The 20,043-nt window shown below is 70.2% G+C and carries 20 protein-coding genes; 11 read left to right on the top strand and 9 right to left on the bottom strand.

From position 1 onward, the window contains the following. Nucleotides 1-10: 10 nt before the first annotated feature. Genes ACIBH1_RS29575 through ACIBH1_RS29560 form a run of 4 tightly spaced genes read left to right on the top strand, consistent with a single transcriptional unit; the run spans nt 11 to nt 3,734 of the window. Nucleotides 11-1,243 carry an MFS transporter gene (locus tag ACIBH1_RS29575; protein ID WP_397317228.1) on the top strand — a complete coding sequence of 411 codons (1,233 nt, stop codon included), beginning with the start codon at nt 11-13 and terminating at the stop codon, nt 1,241-1,243. 33 nt (nt 1,244-1,276) lie between these two features. Then, complete coding sequence (locus tag ACIBH1_RS29570; RefSeq protein ID WP_397317227.1) at nt 1,277-2,233, top strand: ATP-binding cassette domain-containing protein; 957 nt, start codon at nt 1,277-1,279, stop codon at nt 2,231-2,233. Beyond that, nucleotides 2,230-2,982 carry an ABC transporter permease gene (locus ACIBH1_RS29565; RefSeq protein ID WP_397317226.1) on the top strand — a complete coding sequence of 251 codons (753 nt, stop codon included), beginning with the start codon at nt 2,230-2,232 and terminating at the stop codon, nt 2,980-2,982. The genes ACIBH1_RS29570 and ACIBH1_RS29565 overlap by 4 nt, the downstream gene beginning before the upstream one ends. Further along, a complete protein-coding gene (locus tag ACIBH1_RS29560; RefSeq protein WP_397317225.1) occupies nt 2,979-3,734 on the top strand; it encodes an ABC transporter permease in 756 nt (251 codons plus the stop codon). The genes ACIBH1_RS29565 and ACIBH1_RS29560 overlap by 4 nt, the downstream gene beginning before the upstream one ends. Here ACIBH1_RS29560 and ACIBH1_RS29555 read toward each other — a convergent pair whose 3' ends face one another. From ACIBH1_RS29555 to ACIBH1_RS29545, 3 genes are read right to left on the bottom strand one after another with little or no spacing between them, the layout of a single operon-like run. Further along, nucleotides 3,735-4,403 carry a cupin domain-containing protein gene (locus ACIBH1_RS29555; RefSeq protein ID WP_397317224.1) on the bottom strand — a complete coding sequence of 223 codons (669 nt, stop codon included), beginning with the start codon at nt 4,401-4,403 and terminating at the stop codon, nt 3,735-3,737. Beyond that, nucleotides 4,400-5,221, bottom strand: coding sequence for a PmoA family protein (locus ACIBH1_RS29550; protein WP_397317223.1), 822 nt, complete (start codon nt 5,219-5,221; stop codon nt 4,400-4,402). Before ACIBH1_RS29550 ends, ACIBH1_RS29555 begins: the two co-directional genes overlap by 4 nt. Beyond that, a complete protein-coding gene (locus ACIBH1_RS29545; RefSeq protein WP_397317222.1) occupies nt 5,218-6,261 on the bottom strand; it encodes a Gfo/Idh/MocA family protein in 1,044 nt (347 codons plus the stop codon). Before ACIBH1_RS29545 ends, ACIBH1_RS29550 begins: the two co-directional genes overlap by 4 nt. A 303-nt stretch (nt 6,262-6,564) precedes the next feature. Here ACIBH1_RS29545 and ppk2 point away from each other — a divergent pair, with 303 nt between their 5' ends. After that, nucleotides 6,565-7,488, top strand: a complete 924-nt coding sequence (ppk2, locus tag ACIBH1_RS29540; protein ID WP_397317221.1) for a polyphosphate kinase 2 — start codon at nt 6,565-6,567, stop codon at nt 7,486-7,488. Between the two features lie 4 nt (nt 7,489-7,492). On the opposite strand, the gene ACIBH1_RS29535 is transcribed toward ppk2, so the two are convergent. Next, the gene (locus ACIBH1_RS29535) at nt 7,493-8,506 is read right to left on the bottom strand and encodes a LacI family DNA-binding transcriptional regulator (RefSeq protein WP_397317220.1); all 1,014 of its coding nucleotides are present in this window, start codon (nt 8,504-8,506) and stop codon (nt 7,493-7,495) included. A 142-nt stretch (nt 8,507-8,648) separates the two neighbouring features. Here ACIBH1_RS29535 and ACIBH1_RS29530 point away from each other — a divergent pair, with 142 nt between their 5' ends. The 5 genes from ACIBH1_RS29530 (at nt 8,649) to ACIBH1_RS29510 (ending at nt 15,418) form a co-directional block, all read left to right on the top strand. Beyond that, nucleotides 8,649-9,932, top strand: coding sequence for an extracellular solute-binding protein (locus ACIBH1_RS29530; protein ID WP_397317219.1), 1,284 nt, complete (start codon nt 8,649-8,651; stop codon nt 9,930-9,932). 74 nt (nt 9,933-10,006) lie between these two features. Beyond that, the gene (locus ACIBH1_RS29525) at nt 10,007-10,876 is read left to right on the top strand and encodes a carbohydrate ABC transporter permease (RefSeq protein ID WP_397317218.1); all 870 of its coding nucleotides are present in this window, start codon (nt 10,007-10,009) and stop codon (nt 10,874-10,876) included. Beyond that, nucleotides 10,873-11,691: a carbohydrate ABC transporter permease gene (locus ACIBH1_RS29520; protein ID WP_397317217.1), complete on the top strand. Its 819-nt coding sequence runs from the start codon at nt 10,873-10,875 to the stop codon at nt 11,689-11,691. The genes ACIBH1_RS29525 and ACIBH1_RS29520 overlap by 4 nt, the downstream gene beginning before the upstream one ends. Next, entirely contained in the window at nt 11,688-13,058 is a 1,371-nt protein-coding gene (locus tag ACIBH1_RS29515) for a glycoside hydrolase family 5 protein (RefSeq protein ID WP_397317216.1), read from the top strand. The genes ACIBH1_RS29520 and ACIBH1_RS29515 overlap by 4 nt, the downstream gene beginning before the upstream one ends. Then, a complete protein-coding gene (locus tag ACIBH1_RS29510; RefSeq protein ID WP_397317215.1) occupies nt 13,055-15,418 on the top strand; it encodes an endo-1,4-beta-xylanase in 2,364 nt (787 codons plus the stop codon). The genes ACIBH1_RS29515 and ACIBH1_RS29510 overlap by 4 nt, the downstream gene beginning before the upstream one ends. A 169-nt stretch (nt 15,419-15,587) precedes the next feature. Here the strand turns inward: ACIBH1_RS29510 and ACIBH1_RS29505 are convergent, their stop codons facing one another. From ACIBH1_RS29505 to ACIBH1_RS29490, 4 genes are read right to left on the bottom strand one after another with little or no spacing between them, the layout of a single operon-like run. Then, nucleotides 15,588-15,749, bottom strand: a complete 162-nt coding sequence (locus tag ACIBH1_RS29505) for a hypothetical protein (RefSeq protein ID WP_181613134.1) — start codon at nt 15,747-15,749, stop codon at nt 15,588-15,590. A 28-nt stretch (nt 15,750-15,777) separates the two neighbouring features. Next, a complete protein-coding gene (locus ACIBH1_RS29500) occupies nt 15,778-16,560 on the bottom strand; it encodes an SDR family NAD(P)-dependent oxidoreductase (RefSeq protein ID WP_397317213.1) in 783 nt (260 codons plus the stop codon). Then, nucleotides 16,557-17,510 (bottom strand): diiron oxygenase, encoded by a 954-nt coding sequence (locus tag ACIBH1_RS29495; RefSeq protein WP_397317212.1) that lies wholly within the window; start codon nt 17,508-17,510, stop codon nt 16,557-16,559. The genes ACIBH1_RS29500 and ACIBH1_RS29495 overlap by 4 nt, the downstream gene beginning before the upstream one ends. A gap of 60 nt (nt 17,511-17,570) precedes the next feature. After that, nucleotides 17,571-18,485 (bottom strand): SDR family NAD(P)-dependent oxidoreductase, encoded by a 915-nt coding sequence (locus tag ACIBH1_RS29490; RefSeq protein ID WP_397317211.1) that lies wholly within the window; start codon nt 18,483-18,485, stop codon nt 17,571-17,573. Nucleotides 18,486-18,567: 82 nt separating this feature from the next. Between ACIBH1_RS29490 and ACIBH1_RS29485 the strand changes: the two genes are divergently transcribed. Then, nucleotides 18,568-19,131, top strand: a complete 564-nt coding sequence (locus ACIBH1_RS29485; RefSeq protein WP_397317210.1) for a TetR/AcrR family transcriptional regulator — start codon at nt 18,568-18,570, stop codon at nt 19,129-19,131. 40 nt (nt 19,132-19,171) lie between these two features. Here the strand turns inward: ACIBH1_RS29485 and ACIBH1_RS29480 are convergent, their stop codons facing one another. Beyond that, nucleotides 19,172-20,020, bottom strand: a complete 849-nt coding sequence (locus ACIBH1_RS29480) for a hypothetical protein (protein ID WP_397317209.1) — start codon at nt 20,018-20,020, stop codon at nt 19,172-19,174. Nucleotides 20,021-20,043: the final 23 nt, after the last annotated feature.

The following is a 20,043-nucleotide window of genomic DNA, read 5'->3' as shown; positions in this document are numbered from 1 at the left end:
GCGAGGTCCCATGGATGCCGCGCTGGCGGAACCGGTCAAACGTGTCGGCCCGTGGTGGATCGCCACGATCTCCCTGGTCAACTTAGGCCTGTACATGGGCTATGTCGCCCCGCTGCAGGTGCTGCTGCCCCAGCAGGTCGCGCAGGTCGCGCCGGGTGCCAAGGAGCAGGCGCTGGCCTGGGTGACGGGGGTGGGCGCGCTGGTGGCGATGCTCGCCAATCCCATCGCGGGCGCGCTGTCCGACAGGACCACCTCCAGGTACGGCAGGCGGCACCCGTGGACGCTGGCAGGCAGCCTGCTGGGGGGCCTGGCGCTGGCCTTCCTGGCGTTCCAGAGTTCGGTGGTGTGGATCGCGGCCGGCTGGTGCCTGGCCCAGGCGGCGCTCAACTCGATGCAGGCGTCGATGACGGCGGGCGTGCCCGATCACGTGCCGGTACGGCAACGCGGTGAGGTCTCCGGCTGGATCGGCATCCCGCAGACCCTGGGGGTGGTGCTGGCGGTGGTCCTGGTCACGATCGTGGCCACCACCACCAGATCCGGATATTTCCTGATCGCTGCCCTCATCCCCCTCCTGGTCCTGCCCTTCGTGCTGACCACCCCCGATCCCCGCCTGACCGTGCGTCAGCCGTTCAGCCTGAAGTCCTTCTGGATCAGCCCCCGCGCCCACCCCGACTTCTTCTGGGCCTGGATCACCCGGTTCCTGATGAACCTGGGCAACGCGGTGGTCATGCTCTACCTGCTGTACTTCCTGACCGACGCGGTCGGCTACGAGCGCCTGTTCCCGGGCGAGCAGGCCACCGACGGCCTGCTCGTGCTGATCCTCATCTACACGGCGTTCGTCGTCTCCACCACCGTCGTCGCGGGCAAGGTCTCCGACCGGCTCGGCAAGCGCAAGACCCTGGTCACCGTCTCCGGCGTGATCAGCTCGCTGCCCGCCGTCATGCTGGCCCTGTGGCCGACGTGGACGGCGGTGATGATCGGCGCGGCCGTGCTCGGGATCGGCTTCGGCGTCTACATGTCGGTCGACAACGCGCTGGTCACCCAGGTGCTCCCGGCGGCCGACGGCCGGGCCAAGGACCTGGGCGTCATCAACATCGCCAACTCCGGACCGCAGGTGGTCGCGCCCGTGATCGCCGGTCCGATCGTCGCCGGGCTGGGAGGCTATCCGGTGCTCTTCCTCACCTCCGCCGCGCTGGCCCTGCTGGGTGCGGGGCTGGTGTGGAAGATTCGGGGCGTCCCTTGACGATAGTTCACGATCTCGTTAACTATTGACTCTGTGATTGAGGTCTCCGCCTTACACAAGTCCTTCGGCCCGACCGTGGCGGTCGAGGACGTCTCCTTCACCGTGGCCCCGGGCACCGTGCTCGGGCTGCTCGGGCCCAACGGCGCGGGCAAGACCACGGTGATCAACTGCCTGACGACCCTGCTGCGTCCCGACCACGGCCGCGCCCTGGTGGCCGGGCACGACGTGCTCGCCGCGCCCGCGCGGGTGCGCGAGAACATCGCGGTCACCGGGCAGTTCGCCGCCGTCGACGAGCTGCTGTCGGGGCGGGAGAACCTCGTGCTCTTCGCGCGGCTCCAGGGGCTGTCCAAGAGCGCCGCCAGGGCCAGGGCCGAGGAGCTGACGGAGCGGTTCGGCCTGGCCGAGGCGGCCGGGCGCAAGGCGGGCGGCTACTCGGGCGGCATGCGGCGGCGGCTCGACCTGGCCGCCGCGCTCGTGGTGGAACGGCCCGTGCTCTTCCTCGACGAGCCGACCACCGGGCTGGATCCCCGCGGCCGCGAGGCCCTGTGGTCGGTGGTGCGGGAGCTGCGCGGGGCGGGCACCACGATCCTGCTGACCACGCAGTATCTGGAGGAGGCCGACCAGCTCGCCGACGGCGTGGTGGTGATCGACCACGGCCGGGTGATCGCGTCGGGCGCCCCGGAGGAGCTCAAGGAGCGGGTCGGGGGCACGGTCTGCGTCGTGCACGTGGCCGACCGGGAACGCCTCGCCAAGGCCGCCGCCGCCCTGGGCGCGACACCGACGCGGGCGAGCGAGGACCGCGTCGCCTTGGGCGAGGGGTCCGTGTGGGCGGCAGAGGTCCGCGTCGGGGAGGGGGCGATCGTGCTGCCGGGCGCCCGGCTGACCGACGTCGTGCGCGCCCTCGACCAGGCCGGCATCGAGCCCGACGACGTGCTGATGCGCCGCCCCACCCTCGACGACGTCTTCTTCGCCCTGACGGAGTCGCGGTGACCGCGCCCCTTCCCAGGACCGTCGGCGTGCTGCTCGGACGCGACCTGCGAACGTCGATGAGCCGCCGCGCGATCGAACGTCTCGTCGTCAGCCCGATGATCTTCTTCGTCGGCTTCCACGTCATCATGGACAAGCTGATGGCCCAGCGCGGCGTCGACTTCGCGCAGTACCTCCCGCCCGGCATCGTCGTGCAGTCGATGGCCTTCGGCGGCATCTCCACCGCCTTCCTCGTCGCCGCCGACCGCCGCTCCGGCATGCTCGACCGCTGCCGCACGCTGGCGGTGCACGCGAGCTCGCTGGTGGTCTCGCGCCTGGCCGCCGACGCCGTCCGCGGCCTCATCCCGGTCGCCGTGATCATCGTCGCGGGCTACGTGACCGGCTTCCGTTTCCCCGGGTTCCCGCACGCCCTGGCCTTCGTGGTGCTCGCGATCGCCTTCGGCCTGGTGGTGTGCGCGGGCGCGGCGGCCATCGGCTACGGCTCCACCCAGCCGGAGGCCATCGGCGGCATGGTCTTCCTGCCGATGCTGCCGCTGATCAACATCTCCACCGTCTTCGTCCCCGCCCCGGTCTTCCCCGACTGGCTGGAGCCGTGGGTGCTGGCCAACCCCCTGTCCGCGGTCGCCGACGCCCTGCGCGCGCTCTCCGGCGGGGCTCCCGCGCCGCTGTGGCCGGCGCTGGCCTGGATCGCGGGGCTGGGCACCGTGTTCGGGTACGGCGCGGCGCGCGCGTTCCGCAAGGAGAGGCGATGAACGCCGTCAGGCCCGCCGCCTCCACGGCTACCCTGCTGCTGGCCGGCCGTACGCTCGTGAGGTTCTGGCGCAGCGTCCCCATGGTGATCTCCGCGCTGGTCTTCCCGCTGCTGCTGATGGTCACCATCCTGGCCATGTTCGGCGAGCTCATGGGCGGCGGCTACGTGGGCAGGCTGGCGCCGCTGATCGTGTTGTCGACGGCCACGTACGGCATGCCCGACAGCGCGGTCGGGTTCTTCCGCGAGCGTGCCGGCGGCATGCTCGACCGCCTCCGCGTGCTGCCGATCCCCGGGCCGGCCCCGCTGCTGGGGCGGGTGCTCGGCGACGTGGCCAGGATCGTCGCGGTCGGCGCGATCGCGGTCGCGGCGGCGCACCTGGCCGGGTTCCGCTTCGGCGGGGGCGTGGGGGCGACGCTGGGCTTCTTAGCCGTGGTGGCGCTGTTCGGCGCCATGTGCACGTGGATCGCGGTGCTGGTGGGCCTCTACGCCGAGTCGGAGGAGGCGGCGGCGGGCACGTTGAACGGGCCCACCACGCTGATCTTCTTCCTGTCGTCGGCGTTCGTGCCGCTGGAGGCCTTCCCCGACGTGGTGAAGCCGCTCGTCGTGGCCAATCCGCTGTCGTTCGCGTCGGAGGCGCTGATCGCGCTGGCGGGCGGGCGCCCGGCGGGGACGCCGCTGCTCGTGACGGTGATCGTCACCGTCACGAGCAGCGTCGTCTGCGGGTGGCTCGCGGTGCGCCGCTTCCGCCGCTAGTCAGCTCTGGTGGGCGCGCAGGCGGCCGCACATGCCCAGGCGGTCATGCGGGACCGTGCCGCCGACGGCGGCCTCGCGCAGGTGCGACAGGTCGCCGCGGCGCAGGGCGGCCAGCTGCTCGCCGGTCGCCTCGGCCATCGCGCGCGCCCCGGCGCTCCACCGCTTCTCGAACTCGCCGAGCTTGCCCGACACGATCCGCCCGGCCGCCTCGTGGAAGGCCGCGAGACCGCTCGGGTCGTCACGAAGGGCGAAGAAGCCGGACAGGGCCAGGTCGCGCCGCCGCAGCACCGCCTCCTCGTCGCCGCCCGCCGCCGCCTCGCCGTACAGCTCGTGGGAGGCCAGCACGTCCGGCGGGAAGGTGAAGACCGCGTCTCCGGCCTCCGGCAGCCCGCTGTTCTGCATGACCACCATGATCCGCAGCCGCCCGTCGCCGTTGACCAGCCGGTGGATGGTCCCGGGCGAGAACGACACGACCGCGCCGGGCTCCAGCGGCGTCTCGGCGTACCCGGACCAGGTCAGCGTCTGCACGCTGCCCGCGCCCTCGACCACCACGTACGCCTCCGAGCAGACCAGGTGCATGTGCGGGGAGCCGCCGCAGACGCCGTCGGGCGCGGGCCAGTCGTAGACCCGCAGCTCCGACAGTCCCACCCCGCCGGGCAGGAGCGTCACGCGAACTCCCGCAGCCGCTCGGCGTCCCAGGCGCCGTCGCCGACCACCACGCGGTGCGACAGCCCCAGCTCCTCGCCGGGCGCGAGCCGTACCTCCTCGAAGAAGGCGAACGACGGGTTGACCGCGGCGAACGGCTCGCGGCGCACGAACCAGACCTGCTCGGGGTGGGAGACGAACAGCAGCGTCGAGTGGGCGTCGACCTCGTCGTGCTCGGCGACGTAGGCCAGCCAGGGAGCCTTCTCGCCCATCATCTCGGCCTGTCCGGTGGGGGAGATCACGGTGCCGTGGGTGAAGTCGCGCGGGCCGCGCCAGAACAGGCCGGTGTATCCGGCCAGCTCGCGGCCGTTGGTGGTGGGGCTGCCGAACACCAGGTCCTGGTCGCGGACGTTGACCAGCCGGGTGGAGAAGTCGAGCGACCACCAGTCGTCGCCGTGGTCGACGGCCAGCGTGCGGGTCTCGTCGACCCAGTGCTCGCCCGCCTGGGTCCACCAGGTCAGCCGCTCGACCCCCTCGGACACCCACTCCTCGTGGCGCATGCTGCCGTTGTTGGGCAGGCCGACGTAGGCCTGGTCGGCGCGGGTGTAGCTGGGGCCGCCCCAGAAGTTCTCGCCCGACACCTCGGAGGCGGTGAACTGCAGCCCCTTGTGCCAGCGGTGGTCGTTGGGCCGGTAGGAGCTCACCAGGTTGCCCGCCCGCGTGCGCAGCGGGTGGAAGTAGGGCTTGGGCGACTCGGAGGTCGGCATGTCGGGAAGGTAGACGTAGCGGAAGAGCTCGACGCCGTCGACCTCGTAGATCAGTTCGCTGCCGGTGTCCTTCACAGGGACAGGCCTCCGTTCATGCCGTGGTAGAAGGGGTTGTCAGGGGTCAGGTCGGAGCGCTTGACGGGCTGCCCGGTGAGCGCCGAGGCGTACAGCCCGGCGGCCAGCTCCATGGTGGTGCGGGCCTCGACCCCGCTGACGGCCGGCCGCTCGCCGCGCTCGAAGGAGTTCAGCAGCTCGTCGAGCTGGGCGTGGTGGCCGCTGGCGATGTTCTCGGGCGGCGACCACAGCTCCGACTCCGAGCTCCAGTTGCCGTTGTCGTAGCCGTACAGGTGCCGCAGCTCGACGGTGGCCTGCTCGTAGTCGAAGCGCAGGTAGCTCTCCTCGCGCGGGGAGAGCACGCTGTTGGTGATGGAGGCCATCGCGCCGTTGGCGAAGCGCACGATCGCCATCGAGACGTCCTCGGTCTCGGTGTGGCGGGCCAGCCGCCCGGCCATCGCGCGGATCTCGCTCCACTCGCCGAACACCGACAGCAGCAGGTCGAACTGGTGGATGCCGTGCCCCATGGTCGGGCCGCCGCCCTCGGTGGCCCACTTGGCGCGCCAGGGCACCTCGAAGTAGGCGTCGTTGCGGAACCAGGCGGTGACGCACTGGGCCACGAGCGGGCGGCCGAGCGTGCCGTCGGCGGTGAGCGCGCGCAGGTGGCGGGCGCCGGAGCCGAAGCGGTGCTGGAAGACGACCGAGCAGTAGGGCCCGGTCTCGGATTCGGCCGCGGCGATGGTGTCGACCTGGGCGAGCGACAACGCCAGGGGCTTCTCGCACCACACCCACGCGCCGGCCTCCAGGCACTCGCGGGCCTGCTCGGCGTGGAGGAACGGCGGCGTGCACAGGTGCACCAGATCGGGGCGCTCGGCTTCGAGCATCTCGGTCAGCGAGGTGTAGGCGGCGGGGATCGAGTGCTCGGCGGCGAACGCCTTCACCCGGTCGGCGTCGACGTCGACGGCGGCGACCACCTCGGCGCGGTGTGCCTGGGCGGCCAGGGCGGGCATGTGGCAGCCACTGGCGATGCCGCCGGTGCCGACCACTGCGACGCGGATCATGAGACTCCTTCAAGAGGGGTAAGCGCTTTCCCACGCTAGCGGCCCAGCACGGCCACCGTAAGTCCCGGAACGGAATTCGGTCGCCCTGAAAATTTCGGAACTGCTGCGAGAAATTTCGGCCCGCCAACCGTATGTCGAGTTCAGGACGCGCGTCAACGCGGGAGCCGCGATGAAGAACCGATGAATTCCGGGATCCGCACGCATACCGCAGGCCTGTCCGGGTCAGGTGCAGGGGGCGGTCGAAGGGCCGGGCCCGAGCACATGGAGCATGGAAGGGACCAGATGAACCGGATGGAGCCTGCGATGGATCTGACGAACGTGAACACGGACCTTCTCGACTCCACGCCCGGCCTGATGGTCGACGACTCGGCCGACGACGACCCCGTCCTGACGCTGGCCGACGGCCGCCCCGTCGACACCTGGCGCCAGCACTACCCCTACGACGAGCGCCTGGGGCGCGCGGAGTACGACGGCGACAAGCGCCTGCTCCAGATCGAGCTGCTCAAGCTGCAGTACTGGCTCAAGTCGACGGGCGGCAGGCTCGTGATCCTCTTCGAGGGCAGGGACGCGGCGGGCAAGGGCGGCACGATCAAGCGCTTCACCGAGCACCTGAACCCGCGCGGCGCCACCGTCGTGGCGCTGGAGAAGCCCTCGGAGCGCGAGCGCGGCCAGTGGTACTTCCAGCGTTACGTCGCCCACCTGCCGTCCGCGGGGGAGATGGTGCTGTTCGACCGCTCCTGGTACAACCGCTCCGGGGTCGAGCGTGTCATGGGCTTCTGCACCCCGCAGGAGTGCCAGGAGTTCTTCGAGCAGGCGCCCCGCTTCGAGCAGCTGCTGGTGGAGTCCGGGCTGCACCTGGTCAAGCTCTGGTTCTCGGTCTCGCGTGCCGAGCAGCGCACCCGCTTCATCATCAGGCAGGTGGACCCGGTCCGTCAGTGGAAGCTGTCGCCGATGGACCTGGCCTCGCTGGACAAGTGGGAGCAGTACACCGAGGCCAAGGAGGAGATGTTCCTCCACACCGACACCGAGGCGGCGCCCTGGACCGTCATCAAGAGCAACGACAAGAAGCGGGCCCGCCTGGAGGCGATGCGCCACGTGCTGAGCCTGTTCGACTACGACGACAAGGACCACGACGTGGTCGGGACGCCCGATCCGCGCATCGTCATCTCGGCCGCCGACATCCTCGACGAGGACCACGCCACCGCGCCGGGCCCGGTGGGCGGCTGAGCCCTCAGGAGCGCGGCGCGGCCGTGCTCTCCCTGACGATCAGCTCGGTGGCCAGTTCCACCCGACGCATCTCCGGCGCCTCGCCGCGTCCCATTCCCAGCACGGTGCGGGTGGCCAGCGCCGCCATCTCCTGCAGCGGCTGCCGCACGGTGGTCAGCGGCGGCCAGGCGGAACGGGCCAGCGGCAGGTCGTCGAAGCCGACCACACTGAGGTCGACAGGCACCCGCAGCCCCCGCTGCCGCGCCGCCTCGAAGACCCCGAAGGCCTGCAGGTCGCTGCCGGCGAAGATGGCGGTCGGCGGGTCGGGCAGCTCCAGCAGGGCGTGCCCCTCGTCGTGCCCGGAGTCGACCAGGAACGTGCCACGGCGGATGAGCTCGGGATCGACCGCCACCCCCGCGGTCTCCAGGGCGGCGCGGTAGCCGTCTATGCGCGCCTGGCTGCACAACATGTCGGCGGGCCCCGAGATCATCGCGATCCTGCGGTGGCCCAGCTCCAGCAGGTGACGCGTGGCGGCCAGGCCGCCGTGCCAGTTGGTCGCGCCCACCGAGACCACGCCCGGAGCGGGCTCGCCCTCGGGGTCGACCACGACGAAGGGCAGCGAGCGCGCGGTGAGCTGGGCCTGGACGTCGCCGGAGAGCTTGGAGGCGACGATCACGACGCCGTCGGTGCGGCGAGCGGCCAGGCGCTCCAGCCAGTCGCGCCCGGGTCCGGCGTGGGTGTGGAGCACCGAGATCACGACGCTGGCGCCCGCGTCGTGCGCCGCGGTCTCGGCGCCGCGCACGATCTCCATGGCCCAGGGGCTCTCGATCTCGGCGAAGACCAGGTCGACCAGGCCCGCCGGGGTGTCGTCGGAGCTGACCCGGCGCTGGTAGCCGTGCTTGTGGAGGAGGCGCTCCACCTTGCGCCGGGTTTCCGGCGCGACCTCGGGACGACCATTGATGACCTTGGAGACCGTCGGGATGGAGACCCCGGCCTCCTCGGCGATCGTCGCGATGGTCACGCGCCTGCGAGTCGACATGATCCGGAGTGTAGCCGAAAACTTTCTGCCCAGTTTGGGAGCGCTTCCATGGCCACCTATTGACGTGAAACGTGGCGTTTACCTACGCTTCGAGCACGAAACATTCGGGGGGTACTCGAAATTTTCTGAGGAGGGAACCCCGGTGCGACGGCATCTGGTCCTATGTGCGGCCACAGCCCTTTTCCTGGCGGGTTGCGGAAGCTCCACCGCTCCGCCCCAGCAGTCTCCCCAGGCCGGTCAGAGTCAGAAGGCCGAGCCGGTCACGGTCGACTGGTGGCACATCGCCACCAACGACCCGGGCAAGTCCACCCTGGACAAGGCGGCGAAGGCCTACATGGCCGAGCACCCCGAGGTGACGATCAAGATCACGATCCTCGAGAACGACGCCTTCAAGTCCAAGATGTCCACGGTCTCCTCCGCGGGCCAGGCTCCCGACATCTTCACCACCTGGGGCGGCGGCGTCCTGGCCCAGCAGGTCGAGGCCGGGCTGGTCAAGGAGGTGGACCTCGGTGAGATGAAGGACAGCCTCACCACCGCCGCGGTCGCTCCCTACGTCATCGACGAGAAGGTCTACGCGGTCCCGACCGACATCGGCATGATCGGCTTCTGGTACAACAAGGACCTCTTCTCCAAGGCGGGCATCACCGAGCCGCCGGGCACCTGGAGCGCCTACCTGGAGACGGTCAAGAAGCTCAAGGCCGCCGGGATCACCCCGATCGCGCTGGCCGGCAAGGAGAAGTGGCCCGGCCACTTCTACTGGTCCTACCTGGCGATGCGCATCGCCGGGCTGCCCGCGCTCCAGCAGGCGGCCGAGACCAAGGACTTCACCAACCCCGACTTCGTGGCCGCCGGCCAGCAGCTCAAGGCCCTGGCCGATCTGCAGCCGTTCCAGAAGGGCTTCGAGAACGCGGCCTACCCCGGCCCGACGGGCCAGTCCGCCACCGTGGGCAACGGCAAGGCCGCCATGGAGCTGATGGGCCAGTGGGCGCCCGGCTCGCAGAAGACCGAGGGCAAGGGCCTGGGCGAGGCGCTCGGCTTCTTCCCCTTCCCCGCGGTCGAGGGCGGCAAGGGCGCGGTCACCGAGGCGTTCGGCGGTGGCGGCGGCTACGCCGTGGGCGCCGAGGCTCCCGACGCGGCCGTGGACTTCCTGAAGTTCCTGATCGCCGAGGAGCGCCACGCCCCGGCCATCAACGACGACCTGTGGCTGCCGATCCACAAGGGTGAGGAGAGCACGGTCTCCGACCCGAACAAGAAGGCGGTCGCCGAGGCCCTGGCCACGGCCACCGGCTTCCAGCTCTACCTCGACCAGGCCTACCCGCCCGCGGTCGGCCAGGAGGTGAACGACAGCGTCGCGCAGCTGATCGAAGGCAAGAAGACCCCGGAAGAGGTCGTGCAGTCCATCACCGAAGTGGCGAAGTCGGAGTGACCACAACGTTGTCCAGGCCGCCCGTCAGAAACAGACGACGGGCGGCCGCCGCCCCGCGCCGGATGCGCCGCTGGGTGACGATCACCCTGTTCCTGCTGCCCGCCCTGGTGCTCTTCGTCCTGCTGGTGCTCCTGCCGACGCTGATGGCCGGCTACCTGAGCTTCTTCAAGTGGAACGGCCTGGGTGGCCTGCCCACCAACTACATCGGCTTCGACAACTACACGCGGCTGTTCGAGAGCGACATCTTCTACGGCGACCTGCGCACGATGGGCGTGATCATCGTCCTGTCGCTGCTCGTCCAGCTGCCCTTCTCCCTGGCCATCGCGATGTTGCTGCACCAGCGCATCCGGGGCAGGGCCTTCTACCGGCTGGTGTTCTTCGCGCCCTACGTGCTCTCGGAGGCGGTGACGGCCGTCCTCTTCACGATGATCTTCGCTCCTGACGAGAGCGGCCTGGCCAACGCCATCCTGGGCGTCGTGGGCCTGGAGTCGGAGTGGTTCGCCGACGAGTCGACCGTGCTGCTGACGCTCTTCGTGGTGATGTCGTGGAAGTACTTCGGCTTCCACACCCTGCTCTACCTGGCCGGACGCCAGGGCATCCCCAAGGAGCTGACCGAGGCGGCGCAGATCGACGGGAGCACCCCGTGGCAGGTCTTCCGCTACGTGACCCTGCCCCTGATGGGACCCACCATCAGGATCAGCGCCTTCCTGTCGGTGATCGGCACGATCCAGCTCTTCGACCTGGTCTGGATCCTGACCGGCGGCGGGCCGAGCCACTCCTCCGAGACGCTCGCCGTCACGATGATGCAGTTCGGCTTCAAGCGCGCGCAGATCGGTTACGCCAGCGCCATCAGCGTCGTGATGTTCCTGCTCAGTCTCGTCTTCGCGCTGTGGTACCAGCGCTACGTCATGCGCCGTGACCTCGAGGGGGCGACCGTCCAGTGAAGAGCAGGCATCTGTCACTGCAGCTGATCGCCGTCATCGTCGGAGCCTTCGTCGCCGTGCCGATCATCTACGCGGTCATCGGAGGCTTCAAGGACACCAGCCAACTGTCCACCAACCCCTTCGGGCTGCCCGAGCCGTGGAACGCCGGCAACTACGCCGACGTGCTGGCCTCGGCCGGATTCTGGCGCCAGCTGGGCAACAGCATCTTCATCGCCCTGCTGACCACCGCCCTGCTCGTCGCGGTCTCCGCGCTGGCCGCGTTCGTCCTGGCCCGCTTCACCTTCCGGGGCCGCGAGGCGATCTTCACGCTCTTCGCCGTGGGGCTGATGTTCCCCTTCACCGTGGCGATCCTGCCGCTGTTCGTCATGCTGCGCACGCTGGGGCTGCTCGACAGCCCCTGGGGCGTGATCTTCGTGCAGGCGGCCTTCGGCATCCCGGTGACGATCATCATCCTGCGCGGCTTCTTCAAGAGCATCCCCAACGAGATCGAAGAGGCGGCCACGCTCGACGGCTGCTCGCCCTTCGCCTTCTTCTGGCGCATCCTGCTGCCCATGGCCAGGCCCGCCCTGGCCACGGTGAGCGTGCTCGCCGTGGTCGCGAGCTGGAACAACTTCCTGCTTCCCCTGGTCGTCTTCACCGATCCGGAGTGGTGGACCATCCCCCTGGGAGTCCAGCAGTTCCAGGGTGAGCACGGCGCCGACACCTCGAGGATCATGGCCTACCTCGTCCTGGCCATGGTGCCGGCGCTGGCCTTCTACTCCCTCGCAGAACGCCACCTGATCAGCGGCCTCACGGCCGGTGCCATGAAGGGATGAACATGCTGCGTGTCTCCGGCGCCCAGCTCGTAGACGATCAAGGACATCCGGTCCGGCTGCGCGGTGTGGGCCTGGGCGGATGGATGAACATGGAGAACTTCATCACCGGCTATCCGGCCAACGAGAGCGCGATGCGCGAGGCCGTCCAGGAGGTGCTCGGCGAGGACCGCGCGGAGCTGTTCTTCGACCGGCTCCTGTCCTGCTTCTTCGCCGAGCAGGACGCCGCGCTCCTCGCCGAGCTCGGGATGAACTGCGTGCGCATCCCGGTCAACTACCGCCACTTCGAGTCGGACGCCCGCCCCATGGAGATCGTGGAGTACGGCTTCCGCCATCTCGACCGGGTGATCGACCTCCTCGGCTCGCACGGCATCTACAGCGTGATCGACCTGCACGCCCTGCCCGGCGCGCAGAACCAGCACTGGCACTCCGACAACCCCACCCACGTCGCCTCCTTCTGGACCCACCGCCACTTCCAGGACCGGGTCGTCAACCTGTGGGAGGCCATCGCCGACCGCTACAAGGACAACCCCTGGGTGGCGGGATACAACCCGGTCAACGAGCCGGGCGACCCGAGCGGCAAGGTCGTCGGGCCCTTCTACGACCGGCTGGTCAAGGCGGTGCGCGCCGCCGACCCCGGGCACGTGCTCTTCCTCGACGGCAACACCTACTCCACCGACTTCACCGTCTTCCGCGAGGTCTACGAGAACACGGTGTTCGTCTGCCACGACTACGCGCTGGCCGGATTCGCGCACGGCGGCCCCTACCCCGGGCCGACCCGCGGCGAGTGGTGCGACCGGGCGCAGCTGGAGGCGACCTTCGAGCGCCGCACCCGCTTCCAGCGCGAGACCGGCACGCCGTTGTGGGTGGGGGAGTTCGGGCCCGTCTACACCGGCGACCCGGCGACCGACGAGATGCGCTACCAGATCCTGAGCGACCAGCTGGAGATCTTCGACGCCCACCAGGCGGGCTGGTCGCTGTGGACCTACAAGGACGTGGGGCTGCAGGGGCTGGTGACGGCCGGCGGGCCGTACATGGAGCGTTTCTCCTCCTTCATCGCCAAGAAGGCCAGGCTCGGGGTCGACCGCTGGGGCTCGACCATGGAGGAGTCGGCCGCCGACCTGGCGCCGCTGCACGGCCTGGTCGAGAGCGAGTTCCCCGGCTGGAGCCCCTATCCGTGGGGCGCCCGCTACCAGACCGACGACCTCGTCAGGCACATCCTGATGGCCCAGGCCATGCTGCCGGAGTACGCCGAGCTCTTCCGCGGGCTCGACGACTCCGAGCTGACCTCCCTGGCCGAGTCCTTCGCCCTCGGCTCCTGCGGGCGCCGGGCGCCCCTCATCGACCTGCTGAGGAGCAACCTGGCATGATCCGCCTGCTCTTATCCGTCCTCCTGGCCGCCACCACGCTGGTGAGCAGCGACTTCGAGGACGGAACCCCCCAGGGCTGGGCGCCGCGGGGCACCGCCACGCTCACCGTCACCGCCGAGGCCGCCCACGGCGGCTCGTCCGGCCTGGCGGTGACCGGGCGGACGGCCAACTGGACGGGGGCGGCGCTCGACGTGCTGCCCCACATGACCAAGGGGGAGAAGTACGACCTGTCGGTGTGGGTGAAGGGCGCAGGACCGCTCAGCCTGTCGCTGGAGCGGCGCCTGGCGGGGACCCCGGCGTACCAGCGCCTGGCGACGGCCGAGAACCCCGCGGCCTGGACCCAGCTCAAGGCCACCTACACGCTCGTCGACGACGTGGACTTCCTGTCGGTGTACGTGGAGTCCTCCAGCGGGACGGCCGACTACGTCATGGACGACTTCACCCTCACCCACAAGCCCGTCCCGCCCATCCAGACCGAGCTGACGGCCGTCAAGGACACCGTGCCGTTCCGCATGGGAGCGGCCATCCAGCGCCAGCAGATCCTCGGCCTGGAGGGTCAGCTGCTGACCAAGCATTTCGACAGCGTCACCACGGGCAACCAGCTCAAGTGGGACTTCACCGAGCCGCGCGAGGGCGAGTTCACCTTCGCCGCCGCCGACGAACTGGTCGACTTCGGCGTCGCCAACGGCATGCACGTGCGCGGGCACACCCTGGCCTGGCACAGCCAGACCCCCGCCTGGGTGTTCGAGAACGCCACCAAGGAGGTGCTGCTGGCCCGGTTGGAGCGGCACATCCGCGCCGTCATGGGCCGCTACGTCGGCAAGATCGACACCTGGGACGTGGTCAACGAGGTGATCGACGAGAACCAGCCGGACGGCCTGCGCCGCTCGCCGTGGTTCGAGATCACCGGCCTCGACTACATCCGCACCGCCTTCCGCGTCGCCCACGAGGTGGACCCGACGGCCAAGCTGGTGTTCAACGACTACAACACCGAGTACCCGAACAAGCGCGAGGCGATGTACAAGGTCGTCAAGCAGCTGCTCGACGAGGGCGTGCCGATCACCACCGTCGGCCACCAGCTCCACGTCAACATCGAGGCGCAGCCCGCCTCCGCGATCGAGGACACGATCGAGCGCTTCGCCGACCTGCCGGTGGACCAGCAGGTCACCGAGCTCGACGTGAGCGTCTACACCGACTCGACCTCCTCGTGGGAGTCGATCCCCGAAGAGATCATCATCGAGCAGGGCCACCGCTACAAGGACATCTTCGACGTCCTGCGCCGCCACGCCGGCAAGCTCAGCTCGGTCACCGTCTGGGGCCTGGCCGACAACGACACGTGGCTGTCGACCTTCCCGATCACCCGGCTCAACGCCCCGCTGCTCTTCGACGACCAGCTGCAGGCCAAGCCCGCCTACTGGGGCGTGGTCGACCCGGCCAGGCTGCCCCCGCTGGTGCGCAAGGCCCAGGCGCCGGAGGGCTCGCCCAGGATCGACGGCAAGCGCGACCTGGAGTGGGACAAGCTGCCGGACATCTCCCTGCCGAACGGCGGTTTCCAGCTGCGATGGTCGCAGCGGGGCATCTCGCTGCTGGCCACCGTCCAGGACGCCACCCGTGACAGGAACGACGCGGTGACCGCGAGCGTGGACGGCGTGCCGTACGTGATCAAGCGGACCGCGAAGACCGTCAAGCCGGTCGAGGGCGGCTACCGGGCCGAGGCGCTGCTGCCGGTGCGGTTCGGCGAGCTGTTCGAGCTGAAGATCGTCGACGCGGCCACCGGCGCCGAGACCGTCTGGCTCGGCAAGGTGACGCCCGTCCCGGCGGTCGGGCTGGCCACGGCCAAGCGGGGCACGCCGGTGGTCGACGGCGTGCGCGAGGGGTTGTGGGGCAGGAAGAGCCAGCCGACCCCGGTGCGGGTGGAGGGCACTTCCGGCGCCACCGCCCAGTGGAGCGCGTTGTGGGACGCGGGCAAGCTGTACGTCGTGGCGGCGGTGACCGATCCGGCCCTGTCGGAGGAGGCGGCCAATCCCTGGGAGGAGGATTCGGTGGAGATCTTCGTCGACCAGGGCAACGACAAGGCCAAGTCCTACGACGGCGACGACGCGCAGTATCGGATCAGCTTCACCGGAGCGCTCAGCGGAGCGAGCCCGGTGGCGTCGGCGGCCAAGCGGACGGCGACGGGCTACGTGGTCGAGGCGGCGTTCGCCCTGGCCGCTCCGGCGGAGGGCGCGCTGATCGGCTTCGACCTCCAGGTCAACGACGCCACCGGCGCCAGCCGTACGGCGGTCGCGACCTGGAACGACCCGACGGGCCAGTCCTACCGCGACACCTCGCGCTGGGGAGTGCTGCGCCTGGTGTCATGACGAACAGACCGGTGTCATGACACAGGGGAGTGCACCGATCCTCGGGGGCGGAGATCGGTGCACGGCCTCGTGGATGACCGGGCACCGGTCCCGGGGCTCGGGCGCCCCCGTCCTACGCGGGGAACGGGGCGCTCGGCGAGCCCGGGACCGGCATCTGTGATTTCACCCTCTAGCTTCGGCCGGGGCGGGTGCCGTGCCGCTGGCCGCGGCGTACGGGCAGTGACTGCTTGGCGATCCGTTTCGAGGTTCCGCCACCCGAGGTGGTGCGCTCGGTGAACGCCGCGCGGGCGTTGTCCTGCTTGCGCTTCGGGTCCTGGAAGTGTGCCGTCATATGTCCGTTATGTCCGAATTGAGCCTCGCTAAACGTTCCCGGTCAGTCCGCGTACGGCACGCGCGGCGACGCGGATCGCCGACGACGGCGACAGCCGTACGCCACGCCAGGCCGCGCGGGCGCTCGCGGGCGCGACGATCAGCGCCTGGTTGCGCGCGATGCCGCGCACGATGTCGCGGGCCAGCCGCTCCACCGGGTAGAGACGGCCCTGCACCCGGATCGCCGCGCTCCTCGCGTGCTTGGAGGCCTCGGTCTCCGGCAGGTCGGGGTTGGCGTGGTCGAGCAGCGGGGTGTCGGTGAAGCCCGGGCAGACCACGCTGACCCGCACGCCGTGGCGTGCCGCCTCGGCGCGCAGCGCGGTCGACAGGCCCACCACCGCGTGCTTGGTGGTGGTGTAGGGCAGCATCAGCGGCGCGGGAACCAGCCCCGCCAGAGACGCGGTGTTGACGATGTGGCCGAAACCCTGCTCGACCATCACCGGGTAGGCGGCGTGCACGCCGTGCACCACCCCGCGCAGGTTGACGTCGATGGCGCGGTTCCAGTGGTCGAGGGTGAGCTCGTCGGTGGCGCCGCCGATCGCGATGCCCGCGTTGTTCATGATCAGATCGAGCCGGCCGTACTCCCGTCTGACCTGGCCGACCAGCGCGGCCACCGCCTCGGGGTCGGTCACGTCGAGCTTGACGGAGACGACCCGGGGGTCGTCGCCGCGCTCCAGGTCGGCGACGGTGACGTGGGCGCCCCGTCGTACCAGTTCGCCGGCCACCGCCCGGCCGATGCCGGAGGCGCCTCCGGTGATGATCGCCGTTCTCATGCCGCGATGCCCATGACGCTCCAGATCCTGCGGCTGACAGGGTTCATCAGGCCCAGCTCCGCGCACAGCTCCCTGGTCTTGCCGACCGAGTCGCTGATCTCCTGCTTGGCCGCGGGGTTGTCGCGGTAGCACTCGTCGACGACGTGGCCGGGGATGGCGAAGTGCCTGATCATGGGACCGGGCGGGGCGAGCATGATGCGCGCCATGATGCCGAGGATGAACGGCGAGATCAAGCTCAGCGTCGCCCTGCGGTAGCGCGGCATCCGCGGCACGCGCTTGCGCAGGTAGTGGCGGGCGAAGGAGATGTGCCTGGCCTCCTCGGCGATGTGGATGCGCATGATCGTCTCTTCGAGCGGGTGGTGCTTGTGCCCGTCCTTGAGCACCCTGCGCTGCACGTGGTCGATCGGGTCCTCGCCGCCCAGGACGAAGATGAAGAACAGCTCGGTCGAGATCAGCGGGATCCAGGGGGTCACCTGAGCGATCACGCTCAGGGGCCCCGGCATGCCGCGGATCGGGAGCTTCGTGCGGTTGACGAACTCCTGGAACATCATCCCGTGATGTCCCTCTTCGATGGTCTCGTGGTAGACGTAGCGGAACTCGGGCGAGCCGTTCGGCAGCCGGTAGGCGTAGTTCAGCAGGCCCCGCTTGAGCAGGTTCTCGAACTGCAGGCCGATCTTCATCGCGGTCGCGACCCTGAACAGGCCGATCCGCGCCTGCGACTCCTCGGGCAGCCCCTGGTACCAGGCCGTCGATCCGAGCCTGTCCACCTCCGGCAACTTCCACCGGGGGTCGTCCTGGCGCACCAGGAAGTCGGGGTCGTCCCAGGGGATGTCCTTGTACGGCTCCCAGTGCTTGTCGACCGACGCCTTCGAGAGGCGTTCGATGACCGTTTCGTAGGCGCGCTGCTCGTCGACCGGCTCGTCGCGTTCCCTGGCGGCGATTGAGCTCATCGGTGGCTCCTCTCCCAGGCTCGTATTGTACAAAGCATCCAATAAGACTGGGAAGGGCCCTCAGCCGAGCGCGGCGTCGATCATGCGGCGCAGCGCCTGTGCGCCGTCGACCCCCAGCGCCCCCTGCAGCGCCGCGGCCAGCACCTCGGCCGGGTCGGTGACCTCGACCCGCGCCATCGCCGCGGCCAGACCCTCGACGGTGCCGCCGGTCTCGACCCGTTCGCCCGCCGCCCAGCCGCGCAGGATCGTCACCGCGCTGCCGCGCACCGACAACACCTGGCCGTTGAGCGGGCACCGCGCGCTCGCCAGATAGGCCGCGACCGGGGCGATCGCGGCGGGCGAGGTCAGCTCGCCCGGCACGGTCTCCGTCAGCCTGGTGCGCACCATGGAGGGCGACAGGCAGTTCACCCGCACGCCGTACCTCCCCAGCTCCAGCGCGTGGACCTGGGTCATCGCCGCCACGGCGGCGTTGGCGGAGGCGTAGTTGGTCTGGCCGGGCAGCGGGTTGGTCAGCCCGGAGCCCGAGGCGGTGTTGACGATCGCACGCTCGCGCACGACGCCGCTGTCCGCCCAGTGCCGCGCCGCCCAGTGGCTGACCGCGAAGCCGCCCCTGAGCTTGACCGCCACGACGCTGTCGAAGTCGTCCTCCGTCATCGTGACCAGCGCGCGGTTGCGCTCGACCGCGGCGTTGTTGACCACGATGTCCAGCTCGCCGAAGGCCTCCAGCGCGGTCTCCACGACGCCGCGCGCCCCCGCCCAGTCCGACACGTCCGCCGTGCTGGCGACCGCCTGGCCGCCCGCCGCCCTGATCTCCTCCACCACCCGCCGCGCGACGGACGGGTCGCCGCCCGACCCGTCGGCCGCCACGCCCGGGTCGTTGACCACGACCCTGGCTCCTCGTGCCGCGAAGAACAACGCCTCCTCGCGCCCGATCCCTCGTCCCGCTCCGGTGATGATCGCCACTCGTCCGTTCATGCTTTGTGTTTAATCGGCCGGGACGGTGACTCGTAAGGAGGTCACCGCCCAGGGTGTCGCTTAGGCGACACGGAGGAGGGATGTGTCGGATCTGCGAGTACGGCGCACGCGCAAGCTCCTGCGCGAGGCGCTGATCGAGCTGGTGGGGGAGCGGGGCTACGACACCGTGACGGTGCGCGACATCGCCGGGCGGGCCATGGTCAACCGCGCGACCTTCTACGCCCATTTCGACGACAAGTACGACCTGCTGCTCGACGTGATCGGCGACACCTTCGCGCCGGTGCGCGACAACCCGCCGCTGCCTGACCCCGGAGTTCCGGGCTGGCTGGTGGAGTTCCTGGAGAACCTGGCCGCGCGGCGCAGGTTCTACCTGGGGGTGCTGGGCGAGCACGGCTCGGCCAGGGTGCGCGAGGACCTGCGCGTCTACCTGGAGGGCCTGCTGCGGGGCCGGATCCGCGCCGCCGGGATCGAGCCGGTGCGGGCGCGGGTGCCGCACGAGGTGGTGGTCGCCTTCGCGGTGTCGGCGGCGATGGGCTCGCTGGTGTGGTGGCTGGAGCAGGACGAGCCCCACCCCGCGGAGCAGGCGGCGGAGTGGTATCTGGAGATGCTGACGCCCGGCGTCTACCGGGCGCTGGGGGTCGGGTAGCGCCGGGGGTGCCTGGAGGCGGACAGGCACCCCGTGTCTTCTACTGGCGCACGATCTCCTCGCAGTTCACCGGCGCGGGGTCGAGCGTCCGGTCGATGAAGATCTGGTCGCCGGCTCCGTCGCCGCAGTCGGCGGCCTGGTCGGCCAGCAGGTCCTTGGTGAACATCAGGTCATCGCCGTCCCCGCCGCTCAGCCTGTCGCCTGAGTTGTCGCCCACGCCCTGGACGAACCCGTCGTCGATGCGGTTGTCCCGGCGGTCGCCCCGCAGGTCGTCGCCGAACGGCGAGCCGGTGAGCTCCTCGACCCCGACGACCGAGTTGCGGTCGCCGGTGCGGCCGTCCTCGAGCCCGTCCGAGCCGTTCTCGAGCGAGACGCGGACCGCCGCGTCGCTGCCGCGGTAGGAGATCTTGTCGAAGTTGCCGTCACCGCCGTTCCAGATGATCGCGGAGCGCTGGGCGTTCTTGACGCCGGCGAGGAAGCTGTCGTCGCCGTCGCCGCCGTTCACGATGCCCGTGAAGATCACGCCGACGCTGAAGGTGTCGTTGCGGTCGCCCAGGTTGGCGACGAACCGCTTGATCGCGGTGCCGGCCGCCGGGCCGCAGGTGACCGCGCGGGGGCTCAGCTGCTGGCAACCCGCGCCCGCGGTGAGCGCCACGGTGTCGAACACCGCGATGTGCGGGACTCCGTCGCGGTTGAACGTGGTCAGCGAGGCGGAGTTGGTGGCCTGGCTGCCCGCCCGGTAGATGACGGTCGGCACGCCGGCGTCCACGGCGACCTCGACGATGCCGGAGGCGGCCGCCTGGCCGGGCGCCGACGCGGCGCCGATCAGCGCGGCGGAGGCCATGCCGAGAAGGGAAAGGCGGGCCAGGTTGTGCTTCAGGGAAAACATGGGCTTCTCCTGTCTGATGATTC

Source organism: Nonomuraea sp. NPDC050663 (assembly GCF_044456985.1).
Taxonomy (GTDB): domain Bacteria; phylum Actinomycetota; class Actinomycetes; order Streptosporangiales; family Streptosporangiaceae; genus Nonomuraea.
Note: the sequence above shows the minus strand (reverse complement) of the source record. Positions and strands in the feature narration are given on the sequence as shown.

Coding starts and splice junctions, on each gene's coding strand:
- ACIBH1_RS29575 (WP_397317228.1), top strand. CDS start 11: ATGGATGCCGCGCTGGCGGAACCGGTCAAACGTGTCGGCCCGTGGTGG.
- ACIBH1_RS29560 (WP_397317225.1), top strand. CDS start 2,979: ATGAACGCCGTCAGGCCCGCCGCCTCCACGGCTACCCTGCTGCTGGCC.
- ACIBH1_RS29545 (WP_397317222.1), bottom strand. CDS start 6,261: ATGATCCGCGTCGCAGTGGTCGGCACCGGCGGCATCGCCAGTGGCTGC.
- ppk2 (WP_397317221.1), top strand. CDS start 6,565: ATGGATCTGACGAACGTGAACACGGACCTTCTCGACTCCACGCCCGGC.
- ACIBH1_RS29535 (WP_397317220.1), bottom strand. CDS start 8,506: ATGTCGACTCGCAGGCGCGTGACCATCGCGACGATCGCCGAGGAGGCC.
- ACIBH1_RS29515 (WP_397317216.1), top strand. CDS start 11,688: ATGAACATGCTGCGTGTCTCCGGCGCCCAGCTCGTAGACGATCAAGGA.
- ACIBH1_RS29510 (WP_397317215.1), top strand. CDS start 13,055: ATGATCCGCCTGCTCTTATCCGTCCTCCTGGCCGCCACCACGCTGGTG.
- ACIBH1_RS29505 (WP_181613134.1), bottom strand. CDS start 15,749: ATGACGGCACACTTCCAGGACCCGAAGCGCAAGCAGGACAACGCCCGC.
- ACIBH1_RS29500 (WP_397317213.1), bottom strand. CDS start 16,560: ATGAGAACGGCGATCATCACCGGAGGCGCCTCCGGCATCGGCCGGGCG.
- ACIBH1_RS29495 (WP_397317212.1), bottom strand. CDS start 17,510: ATGAGCTCAATCGCCGCCAGGGAACGCGACGAGCCGGTCGACGAGCAG.
- ACIBH1_RS29490 (WP_397317211.1), bottom strand. CDS start 18,485: ATGAACGGACGAGTGGCGATCATCACCGGAGCGGGACGAGGGATCGGG.
- ACIBH1_RS29480 (WP_397317209.1), bottom strand. CDS start 20,020: ATGTTTTCCCTGAAGCACAACCTGGCCCGCCTTTCCCTTCTCGGCATG.